We start from the raw sequence: 10,975 nt of genomic DNA, 5'->3' as shown, positions 1-10,975 counted from the left end.
CAGGAGCCTGAAATCAGCAGAAATTATGTGCGGATTACCGATACAGCTTGCTTATCTTGAATCAAAACAAGAGGATTTAAGCACCCACTAACTAATTCCGATTGCTGAAATTTATTTACCCTGATAGTTGCCGCAGGCTCCTGAATCATATTTAAAGCGTTATCATTTTGGTTTTTAAAATAGGTCAATTCCTTAGTTATCAATTCCCTTTTGATAAATACAGACCTAGTTAATCTATTGAAATCACCCAACATCAAACATGAACAAAACACATAAGCAGACTGCTCTAATTACTGGTGCAGCTAGTGGTATTGGTTATGAATTAGTGTGCATTTTTGCTGAAAATGGTTACAATCTTGTATTAGTAGATAGAACAAAGGAAAAACTAGAAGAAATAGCGACTAAATTTCAAGATAAATTTGGAATTTCTGTTAAGCCTATCGTCAAAGATTTATCTAAAACAACATCTCCTGAAGAAATTTTCCAAGAGGTAGAACAGGCAAATATTAAAGTTGATGTGCTAGTTAATAATGCTGGGTTTGGTACTTATGGATTATTTAATGACACTAATCTTGCTGATGAACTAGAAATGCTACAGGTAAATTTGGTATGTACTACCCATTTAACTAAGTTATTTCTCAAAAATATGGTTCAGCAAGGTGAGGGCAAAATCTTAAATGTCTCTTCTGCTGCGGCTTTTCAACCAGGGCCTTTAATGGCCGTTTATTTTGCTACTAAAGCCTACGTATTATCTTTTTCTGAAGCACTCGCCAACGAATTAGACGGTACAGGTGTTACTGTGACAGTTCTTTGCCCAGGAACAACACAGTCTGCTTTCCATCAAAGAACGGGGATGGCAGATTCTAAACTAGTCAAAGGTAAAAGGATGATGGATGCAGCTACTGTTGCCGATATTGGTTATCGTGGTTTAATGCAGGGCAAAACAATTGTTATTCCTGGTTTGATCAATAAAATAATGGCGAAAAGCATCAGATTTATCCCCAGGAAACTAGTAACTAAAATTGTCAGGAATATGCAGGAAAATAAATAATGATCTATTTAGTCAATAGTCATTAATAGTTAAGTGTTGAGTTGAAAATTATTACTTCCAACCCAACACTTCCTAATTTTCTTGAGACTTCAATTAGCAAATGGAGTTAGTATATTTGAAACTGAGCTAAACCATAAGGAATCTCTCGGTTAAAGCCAATATGTCCACCAGCTAATTCATAATTAAAAGTACTCTTGGAGGGATAGGGATAACCAAATGCCAAATCTGTGAGGGCAATTTCTAGAGTACTTCCTGGGGCTACTGGTTGAGCAAAGCTAATTCTCACTTTCTCTCCTTCTCTGGTAACGTTGGCATTGATGCTTTGACCAGATTGATCTGTGACTGTAATATTATTGCCAATACCAATGTTTTCTGGGGGTAAAATCGTGACGTAGGCTAAAGGCTGACTACCTGTATAGAGACTGATGTAATTGGTAGTACGAGATGTACTTGTATGTTTAATTCGAGGTGCGCCAAAACTATCTTGAGTTATTGGTGTTGTTGGTGGAATTTGAGTTCCTGGGGTTTGGGTTTCGGGTATTGGAGTTACTGGGGTTTGAGTTTCGGGGGTTTGGGTTTCTGGTGTTTGGGCTACAACGGGTAGACTAGTTGCAGCGATCGCCAAGCCTAATGTGGATAACCAAAATAATTTTTTCATGGTGAGTTTCCTGTAATCAACGTAATTTATCAATCAAATCAAACTCACTTTAAAAAAAATTCAGTAGCCAATGCGTCCCACTAATGGGATATTTAGTCGATTTTTCTCCAATTTTTATTCCTATCTTTTGAAGGAATTGCTACTATTCATTAGTTATAAAAAATCGGACATTAACAAAAATTTAATGCCCGATTTATCACTTCAATTAATATTTTTTTGTGATAGAAATGTTACAGCGACGGTCTCAGAGGGAATGTCATCGCTTTTCTCTCACTACTGCAAAAGCCCAATCATATGCAGTAGGCCTTGACCTGTCACTAACTCGATGATTAGAGCAATAAAACCTAACATCGCAATCCGTCCATTCCAAACTTCCGCACTAGAAGTCATACCCCATTCCCAACTCTCAGGAGGATACATTTTCACCATTTTCTTGATTTGGGCTGCTTGCGACAGCTTGAAGCTGGGTTTGTTGAGCGCGTCAATTACTAAATTCGCCAAAGCTCTAATAAATACCGGATGGGTATTAGGTGCAGCGACACGACGGAAATTGTGGATTCCGGCTTCTTCTGCTATTTCCCGATACTCGATATCAATTTCTTGTAGTGTCTCGATGTGTTCGGAGACGAAACTGATAGGTACGACAACTAAATCTTTGACACCTTGCGCGCCTAGTTCTTTGAGCGCATCTTCGGTATAGGGTTGCAGCCATTCAACTGGGCCGACGCGACTTTGATAGGCTAAAGTGTGAGGATTTGGTCGATTGAGGGTTTGCATAATTAATGCAGTACATTCCTCAATCTCCTGCTGATAGGGGTCGCCTGCTTCTTCAACATAGCTTTTGGGTACACCATGAGCGCTGAAGAACACATGAACTTGATCAGGATGAGGAAATTGGTCTACTTCTTGGCTAATGAGTTCCGCCATCGCCTGTAAATAACATGGTTCTTTATACCAAGAGGGGATGACGGTGTAGTCCAGACGTTGTAGTTTGGGGTCTTCTTGCCAAAGTCTTTCTAGTAGACGGAAGCTAGAGCCACTAGTGCTGATGGAGAATTGGGGGTATAGTGGCAAAATCACCAAGTTATCCAGGTTATCTTGGGTCAAAAGAGCGATCGCTTCTTCCGTATATGGATGCCAATAACGCATTCCCACATATATATTCGCTTCTTGACCCAAATCATGCAACTGTTCCTTTAAGGCTTCTCCTTGGGCTTCCGTAATCCGCCGTAGTGGGGAGCCACCACCAATTTGCTTATAGTTCTCTTGGGAGGTTTTGGTGCGTCGAGAAGCAATAAACCAAGCCAAGGGCTTCTGCAACCACCGGAATGGTAAGCGTATAATTTCCGGATCGGAGAATAGGTTAAACAAAAAAGGCCCTACATCCTCCAGCTTATCGGGACCACCGAGATTGAGTAATAATACGCCTACACGACCCATAGCAGTTATTTTCCCCCAACCTTTTCAGATTTTTTACTAATGTTAACAATATATCTTTATTAAATATAAAGCTTAACAGTTAGGAATAGTACAATGGCAACAATTTTCAGGGATTTAAGTTATCGCTATCAATGGCTGTACGATTCCATATCTCGTGTAGCTGCGCTGACTGTGGGTGGAGAAGCCAGATTTCGGCAATTAGCTTTGCAAGGATTAACCATTGAGGAAAATACTTCTGTCCTTGATGTTTGTTGTGGTAGTGGTCAAGCAACGCAATTATTAGTGAAATATTCACAAAACGTAACAGGATTAGATGCTTCTCCCTTATCTTTGCGACGGGCTAGACAAAATGTGCCAGAGGCTAATTATGTAGAAGCTTTTGCGGAGAAAATGCCATTTCCAGATAAACAGTTTGATGTAGTGCATACTAGTGCGGCTTTACATGAAATGGAACCGCAACAATTGCGAGAAATTATTCAAGAAGTGTATCGAGTTCTGAAACCAGGAGGAATATTTACATTAGTAGATTTTCACACTCCTACTAATCCTATCTTCTGGCCTGGTTTAACAGTATTTTTACTGTTATTTGAGACAGAAACAGCTTGGCAGTTATTAAAAACAGATTTAGCTGGTTTACTCACTGAAATTGGTTTTGAAGTAAGTAAATCAACTTTATATGCTGGTGGCAGTTTACAGGTAATTCAAGCTAAAAAATAAAGTTTTGCCTCTGTGGTGGATGATTTTTGCCACAGAGTCCCATAGGCATCAATTTAATGCAGTTGACGATCGCATCCTCTGAAACGATCGCACAGCAAGCGCGTCTTTTGATTGAGCAGGTACAATTAGATTCAACAGGCACACTGCCGAAAAACGAGATAATAGACATTATCACCACAATTGCTGTTTACAAGTTTTCTTCATTAAGTAGAGAAGAAGTAGAAGCCATGCTAGGACTGACTTTAGAGGAAACAAGGGTCTACCAAGAGGCAAAAGCTGAGGGTCGAGAAGAGGGTCGAGAAGAAGGGCGAGAGGAACGGGAAGCTGAATTGTTGAGAATAACTGTACCTTTGTTACTAAAAACAGGGATGAGTATAGAACAGATTGCTCAACAACTCAAGGTTGACGTAGAAGCCATCCAACTTGCTGCACAGCAGAACACGGACAAATAAGCGCACGGGAGATTGGCGTTTACAAGTTTTCGTCATTTTTACTGTAAAGAAGTGGAAATTATCAAGTTGATAAAGCTGATAACTGTTGACAGTAACAGTACTACTAAATTTGTGTGTACACTGTAGCTCTCTGGACGAGATTAAATTAAACCCATGACTGTGCGGTAATGAAGCTCGAATTGTGCCACTGTTTGAGATTGGCGATTAGTAGCCCATTCACTGAGGTGGAATAATTCTGTTCGTAATTTTTCAACGTCAATTGTCGTTACTTGACGATTAGCGATAATTTGTCGTCCATTTACCCAAGCACTATCGACAACATCTGTAGGACGACCTAAAACTAATAAACCAATAGGATCTGTACGCGGAACCAATGATAAATTAGTCAGATCATAAAGTATTAAATCGGCTTTTTTACCAACGGTAATTGAACCGAGTTGATCCGCCAGATTTAGTCCCTTGGCCGCGCCTAAAGATGCCATTTCTACTGCTTGTCTGGGAGAAATCCAAGAGCGATAATCAAAGTCGGTGACGTTATGTAAAATAGACCCGATTTTAATAGCTTCTAATAAGTCCTGTGAATCATTACTAGAAGCACCATCACAGCCAAAAGTAACATTCACCCCAGCTTGGCGATATTTTAAAATGGGGGCAATTCCACTCCCTAAACGTAAATTACTTAAGGGATTGTGAACGACTGTCGATTGGGTTTGTGCGAGGATATCGATATCAGCATCATTTAACCAGACACAATGAGCTAGGGAAGTGCGATCGCCTAAATAACCAATGCGTTGCAAATGGGTAACAGCACTACAACCATATTTCTCTTGGGCGAGTTTTTCTTGGGCTTTGGTTTCTAATAAGTGAGAGTGACGACAGAGATTATAGCGATCGCTTAATTCAATACAACCTGTGAATAAATCATCAGTACACAACTGTATCCCCGTAGGGGCAACTAAAACACTCACACCTACATCTGGACGATGAAACTGTCTCACAGCTTCTTCTACTATTTCTAATGTGGCAGCAGTGGAACGGAAAAAAGGCTCATGGGTTTGGGTCGATTCCCCAGCAGGTAGCCCAGTAGAGAGGGATTGGTCTTGAATCAGGGGGGCGATAAAAGCCCGAATCCCCACTTCTTGATAAGCGCGGGCTGCACTGGCGATAGTTTCTAACTCTTGCCCAGGAATGAGTACTAGATGATCTACTACACTGGTTCCCCCAGAAAGTAAAGTTTCTACCGCCGTACCCAAGGCGCTGAGATAAACCTTTTCCGTATCCAAAGGTGCAAAATCATACAATTCCGCCAGCCATAACTCTAAAGGAAAAATAGAGATTAAGCCTCTTTGCCACATTTCCGATGAGTGGGTGTGAGCATTGACAAAACCAGGTAGTAACAGCTTATGTATACCATCAATGGCAGTACCCACAACCTCTAAATTGGGGGCAATAGCGGTAATTTTATCCCCTACAATCTGAACATCAGTAGTGATGTAACCGTCATCAGTAGCCAGTAGCACATTTTGGATAGTAAAACTCACAGATTTTAACCTTAATTAAGTAATTAAACGCTCAATATGATTTCAAGGTACAAAATAGTAATTATGTTGGGTGATGCAATTTTATGGATCAGTCTTTACGCACATTGGGAGTAGCGCCAAATGCTTGGATGGTGAATCAAGCGATCGCAGATATCACTCGTCCGCAAAAGACCCCACAACCCGTTATCTTATCAACAGAAACCAAAACTCTGCGCCTAGACTTGGCAAAAACAGCCATTATTGTCATAGATATGCAAAACGACTTCTGTCACCCAGATGGTTGGTTAGCTCATATCGGCGTAGATGTGACACCAGCGACTAAACCCATCGTACCTTTAAATAATTTACTGCCAGAATTGCGTGCAGTTGGTGTGCCTGTAATTTGGTTAAATTGGGGCAATCGTCCCGACTTACTGAATATTAGCGCCAATTTACTTCATGTTTACAATCCTACAGGGGAGGGAGTGGGATTAGGCGATCGCTTACCCAAAAACGATGCTAGAGTACTGATGGCAGGTAGTTGGGCGGCAGCAGTCGTAGACGAACTCCAGCAATTACCACAAGACATTTGTGTGGATAAGTACCGCATGAGTGGCTTTTGGGACACACCTTTAGATAGTATTTTAAAAAACCAGGGAATTACAACAATATTGTTTGCTGGCGTTAACGCTGATCAATGCGTACTGACTACCTTATGTGATGCTAACTTCTTAGGATACGACTGTATTTTAGTCAAAGATTGTACTGCTACAACTTCTCCCGATTATTGTTGGTTAGCGACCTTATATAACGTTAAACAATGCTTTGGTTTTGTTAGTGATTCACAAGCAATTTTCACAGCCCTAAATCACCCTGAAGCCACAGGAAGGGATAAATAAATGCAAGCTACTCGTTGCGTAATTCCTGTTATTAAATCTCCCAAAGATTACCAAGTATATCGTATTAGCCCTCACGATACAAATCGGTTAGCAATTATTTTTGATTCCACCAACGCCAACACTTCCCTAACCTGCTGCGTAGAAATTTTTGAAGTCGGTGGACAAACACCCCCTAATCGACATCAATGGGCAGTAGAAATGTTTTTTGTCATCAAAGGGGAAGGTATAGCCATGTGTGACGGCAAAAAAGTTCCCATTAAAGCCGGAGATAGTTTACTAGTACCTCCCACCGGCACCCATCTCATTAAAAATACAGGCTCTAGTCGCCTGTACACATTAACAATTATGGTTCCTAACGAAGACTTCGCCGAACTAATTCGTAGTGGTACACCCTTAGAGTTAGATGCAGAAGATATGGCAGTACTCGGCAGATTAGATGCTTTGATGCCTTGTTAAAGGTTAGAGACTAGAAGTTAGTATTTTTACTTCCCAGTCCCCAGTCCCCAATCCCCAAGCATTGCTCACCAAAACCATGATTACTAATAATTAGGGCGTTGCTGATTAGTGGGATGATTTTTTGTCTCACGCATACCGCAAGTGCAACCCGAAGGGTAGGCGCAAAGGCGCATACCGCTAACGCGGAACCCGAAGGGTAGAATCAATATTCTGCTTTGTACAAAAGTCCCAATTCATCCCGCATTTTTGAATTGGTATTATCCCTGGCTTCTCTAAGAAGTCGGGGATTTATAGTTTGTGAGTGCAACCTTGTCAGAAAAAACTCCAAGAAGAATTATTTCTCAAGGATGGTTAAACCTTAATAAATCATTCTTAGGGCTTATTGAATATTAATGATTTGCCTGAAAAATGTTTTAACAGGAACTATTTGTTTTTTTGTATATACCATATTGCAGATCCGATATTGAACATTTAGAGTTTAAAGTTATTAGTGAGAGGAAACTAGGAAAATATGAGTTCATGCCAGATAAGCAGAATTTAGAAGAAAGGTTAATATCTCAGGTAGCTGAAAGAAGCATATCAAATCAGCTAGATACAGCCGAGCAAATTGACATTTATGTCCAAACTGATATTTTAAAAGTAGTTCAAGGACAAGCTGATGGCGTGACAGTTAGTGGTCAAGGCTTAGTAACTAAACAAAATATCCGTGTTCAAGAAATCCAAGTAAAAACAGATAGTATTGCTATCAATCCACTAAGTGCCATTTTTGGGGAAGTTCAACTAGATAAGCCTGTAAATTTAACTGCTCGTGTCATTCTCACAGAAGCCGATATTAATTCTGCACTTACATCTGATTTAACTCGTAATTTTATGCAAGATTTCGAGTTAAATGTGGATAGAGAAATTATTAGTTTTGAAATGCAAGATATGCAAATATTTCTGCCTAGTGATGGACAGATGGGCTTTCGCGGTAATTTTCTATTAAAAGAGAAGAATCATAGGCGATCGCTTGGTTTTACTGCTATGCTTCGTCCCCGAACTCATTCCCAACCTATAATATTAGAAAGTTTTCATTGTACTCAAGGAGAAGGGGTTTCTTTAGAATTAATTACAGCATTGGTGCAGAAAGCTCAAGAACTAGTAAATCTCCCTTATCTTGTTTGGGAAGGCATGAAGATTCGTATTAAAAATATGGAAATTCGCCAAAGTATATTGATACTTTTATTAGAAGTAAATCTCGCTCAATTACCCGAAGCAATTATGGAAAATTCCGATTAAAAATACCAGTAAAATTACCTGTAGTTTATTTACTAATAACTATCAAGGTTGTAATTTAGTTTTACCCTTTGTAATATTATCAAGCCACTCTACTTCAAAATAACAAATATGCAAGAGTATGATGTTGTAATGATTGGTGCAGGACATAACGGGCTAGTTTGCGCCGCTTATTTGCTGAAAGCTGGCTATAGTGTTCTGCTGCTCGAAAAGCGTTCTGTTCCGGGTGGCGCAGCTACAACAGAGGAGTGTCTGCCAAAAGAAGCACCAGGATTTAAATTTAATTTGTGTGCGATTGATCACGAATTTATTCACCTGGGGCCAGTTGTTGAGGAATTAGAACTGGGGAAATATGGACTGGAATATTTAGAGTGTGATCCAGTTGTTTTCTGTCCTCATCCTGATGGCAAGTATTTTTTAGCTCATAAATCTTTAGAAAAAACTTGTGCAGAAATCGCTCGGTATAGCGAACGCGATGCTAAAAAATACGCCGAGTTTACCGAATATTGGCAACGGGCAATAGGCGCAATGATTCCTATGTTTAACGCGCCACCAAAATCAATTATTGATATTGTTGGTAATTACGATATCACGAAATTCAAGGACTTATTTTCAGTCATCGGTTCTCCTAACAAAACGCTGGACTTCATTCGCAATATGTTGACCAGCGCAGAAGATATTCTCAATGAGTGGTTTGATTCGGAATTTCTCAAAGCACCCTTAGCAAGATTAGCATCAGAACTCGGCGCGCCTCCGTCTCAGAAAACCATTGCCATCGGTGCAATCATGATGGCAATGCGTCACAATCCTGGAATGGCTAGACCTCGCGGCGGTACTGGTGCATTAATCAAAGCTTTGGTAAATTTGGTCACAAGTAAAGGTGGTGTGATTCTCACAGACCAACACGTTGAAAAAGTCTTGATTGATGACGGTAAAGCCGTTGGTGTGCGAGTGGGCGGTGGTACAGAATATCGTGCTAAATATGGTGTGATTTCTAACATCGACGCAAAACGGTTATTTTTGCAAATGACCGATAAAAGTGATGTAGATGCAGCCGACCCGGATTTATGGGAAAGATTGGAACGGCGCGTTGTCAACAATAATGAAACCATTCTGAAGATAGATTTGGCATTAGATGAACCTTTGCGCTTTCCTTTCCACGCCCATAAAGATGAATACTTGGTTGGGTCTATCTTAATTGCCGATTCTGTAGCTCATGTGGAACAAGCACATAGTAAATGTACCTTGGGAGAAATTCCGGATTCTGACCCATCGATGTATGTAGTTATGCCTAGCTATCTCGACCCCACACTAGCACCTTCTGGCAAACATACTGTGTGGATTGAATTTTTCGCCCCTTATCAAATCGCTGGTGCAGAAGGTACTGGTTTCAAAGGTACTGGTTGGACGGACGAATTGAAAAACCAAGTTGCAGACAAGGTTGTTGATAAATTGGCAACTTATGCGCCAAATGTCAAAACATCAACTATTGCCCGTCGTGTAGAAAGCCCGGCGGAATTGGGAGAAAGACTAGGTGCATATAAAGGTAATTATTACCACATTGATATGACCTTGGATCAAATGGTCTTTTTCCGTCCCTTGCCAGAAATAGCCAACTACAAAACCCCCATCGATAATCTATTTCTCACTGGTGCAGGTACTCATCCCGGCGGTTCAATTTCGGGAATGCCTGGACGCAACTGTGCGCGGGTATTTTTGCAGACTAAGCACCCCATTACTCAGACTCTCAAAGATGCGAGGGATTCGATTAAGTCAACGGTTGAGTCAGTGTTTGGCATTAATCAATAGTCCGTGGTCAACAGTTGACGGTTGACGGTTGACGGTTGACTACTGATGACAAACTTTAATCGTATTTAGCTATAATACCAACTAGTTATTAAACGCTTTTTGTGTCGGCAATTAAATCTCACTATGCCAAAAACAAAGCCATCCCAGGCTGATCCGTCTGTTCTTGTGGCGGTTGCTGACTATTTTAAGGTACTATCGGAGTCCAGTCGATTACAGATTTTGTCTTGTCTCAAGTCAGGGCCGATGAATGTCATGGAAATTGCGGAGGCGACTGGCTTAGGACAGGCAAATTTGTCTAAGCATTTGAAAGTGTTAACTCAAGCAGGTCTGGTATCTCGTCAGCCTAAGGGTACTAGCGCTTATTACGAGATTACTGATCCAATGATATTTGAACTTTGTGAGTTAGTATGCGATCGCATTAGTCAACGTTTACTACAGCAAGCTAAGAGTCTGAAAGCCCTCCAGGAGAAAACACCGATTTTTTAAAAATCACATAGTCATCTAATAAATAAAGCACCCTAAAATTAGGGTGCTATCTACTAAGCAGTATACACAGGAGAAACTAACTAGCGATCGCTGGAGCAGCCAAAGCAATTGGTTGAACTTCACCAGACGCTAAATCTAGCGGGAAGTTGTGAGCATTTCTTCAAGGGGCGACAAGCAACCTAAAGTGCTTGCTGTATAAGCTTCATAGCCCT

General features: G+C 40.6%; 10 protein-coding genes and 2 pseudogenes. 8 read left to right on the top strand and 4 right to left on the bottom strand.

Features of this window, described 5'->3' with window-relative positions:
- The first annotated feature begins 259 nt into the window (after positions 1–259).
- Positions 260–1,051 (top strand): SDR family NAD(P)-dependent oxidoreductase, encoded by a 792-nt coding sequence (locus tag ACM5QX_RS15510; RefSeq protein WP_414754335.1) that lies wholly within the window; start codon positions 260–262, stop codon positions 1,049–1,051.
- Positions 1,052–1,157: 106 nt separating this feature from the next.
- Here ACM5QX_RS15510 and ACM5QX_RS15505 read toward each other — a convergent pair whose 3' ends face one another.
- Together ACM5QX_RS15505 and hemH are read right to left on the bottom strand one after the other, a co-directional pair.
- Positions 1,158–1,709 (bottom strand): hypothetical protein, encoded by a 552-nt coding sequence (locus tag ACM5QX_RS15505; RefSeq protein WP_414754334.1) that lies wholly within the window; start codon positions 1,707–1,709, stop codon positions 1,158–1,160.
- A gap of 273 nt (positions 1,710–1,982) precedes the next feature.
- Positions 1,983–3,149, bottom strand: coding sequence for a ferrochelatase (gene hemH, locus ACM5QX_RS15500; RefSeq protein ID WP_414754333.1), 1,167 nt, complete (start codon positions 3,147–3,149; stop codon positions 1,983–1,985).
- 93 nt (positions 3,150–3,242) lie between these two features.
- Between hemH and ACM5QX_RS15495 the strand changes: the two genes are divergently transcribed.
- Positions 3,243–3,866, top strand: a complete 624-nt coding sequence (locus ACM5QX_RS15495) for a class I SAM-dependent methyltransferase (protein WP_414754332.1) — start codon at positions 3,243–3,245, stop codon at positions 3,864–3,866.
- 38 nt (positions 3,867–3,904) lie between these two features.
- Positions 3,905–4,318, top strand: a pseudogene (locus tag ACM5QX_RS15490) (DUF2887 domain-containing protein); the annotation flags it as partial.
- Positions 4,319–4,458: 140 nt separating this feature from the next.
- Here ACM5QX_RS15490 and ACM5QX_RS15485 read toward each other — a convergent pair.
- Entirely contained in the window at positions 4,459–5,859 is a 1,401-nt protein-coding gene (locus ACM5QX_RS15485) for an amidohydrolase (protein ID WP_414754331.1), read from the bottom strand.
- Between the two features lie 83 nt (positions 5,860–5,942).
- Between ACM5QX_RS15485 and ACM5QX_RS15480 the strand changes: the two genes are divergently transcribed.
- The 5 genes from ACM5QX_RS15480 to ACM5QX_RS15460 all read left to right on the top strand — a co-directional run bounded on the left by ACM5QX_RS15480 (position 5,943) and on the right by ACM5QX_RS15460 (position 10,763).
- On the top strand, positions 5,943–6,737 hold the full coding sequence (locus tag ACM5QX_RS15480) for a cysteine hydrolase family protein (protein WP_414754330.1): 795 nt from the start codon (positions 5,943–5,945) through the stop codon (positions 6,735–6,737).
- The gene (locus tag ACM5QX_RS15475; protein ID WP_010997888.1) at positions 6,738–7,193 is read left to right on the top strand and encodes a cupin domain-containing protein; all 456 of its coding nucleotides are present in this window, start codon (positions 6,738–6,740) and stop codon (positions 7,191–7,193) included.
- A 519-nt stretch (positions 7,194–7,712) separates the two neighbouring features.
- Entirely contained in the window at positions 7,713–8,471 is a 759-nt protein-coding gene (locus ACM5QX_RS15470) for a DUF2993 domain-containing protein (protein ID WP_414754329.1), read from the top strand.
- 108 nt (positions 8,472–8,579) lie between these two features.
- Positions 8,580–10,277 carry a beta-carotene ketolase CrtO gene (crtO, locus tag ACM5QX_RS15465; protein WP_011318396.1) on the top strand — a complete coding sequence of 566 codons (1,698 nt, stop codon included), beginning with the start codon at positions 8,580–8,582 and terminating at the stop codon, positions 10,275–10,277.
- Positions 10,278–10,400: 123 nt separating this feature from the next.
- Positions 10,401–10,763 carry an ArsR/SmtB family transcription factor gene (locus ACM5QX_RS15460; protein ID WP_010997884.1) on the top strand — a complete coding sequence of 121 codons (363 nt, stop codon included), beginning with the start codon at positions 10,401–10,403 and terminating at the stop codon, positions 10,761–10,763.
- Between the two features lie 76 nt (positions 10,764–10,839).
- On the opposite strand, the pseudogene ACM5QX_RS15455 reads toward ACM5QX_RS15460, so the two are convergent.
- Positions 10,840–10,923: pseudogene (locus ACM5QX_RS15455) on the bottom strand (photosystem II protein D1); the annotation flags it as partial.
- Positions 10,924–10,975: the final 52 nt, after the last annotated feature.

The sequence above is a fragment of the Anabaena sp. CCY 9910 genome (genome assembly GCF_963920875.1).
GTDB lineage: Bacteria > Cyanobacteriota > Cyanobacteriia > Cyanobacteriales > Nostocaceae > Trichormus > Trichormus variabilis.
Note: the sequence above shows the minus strand (reverse complement) of the source record. Positions and strands in the feature narration are given on the sequence as shown.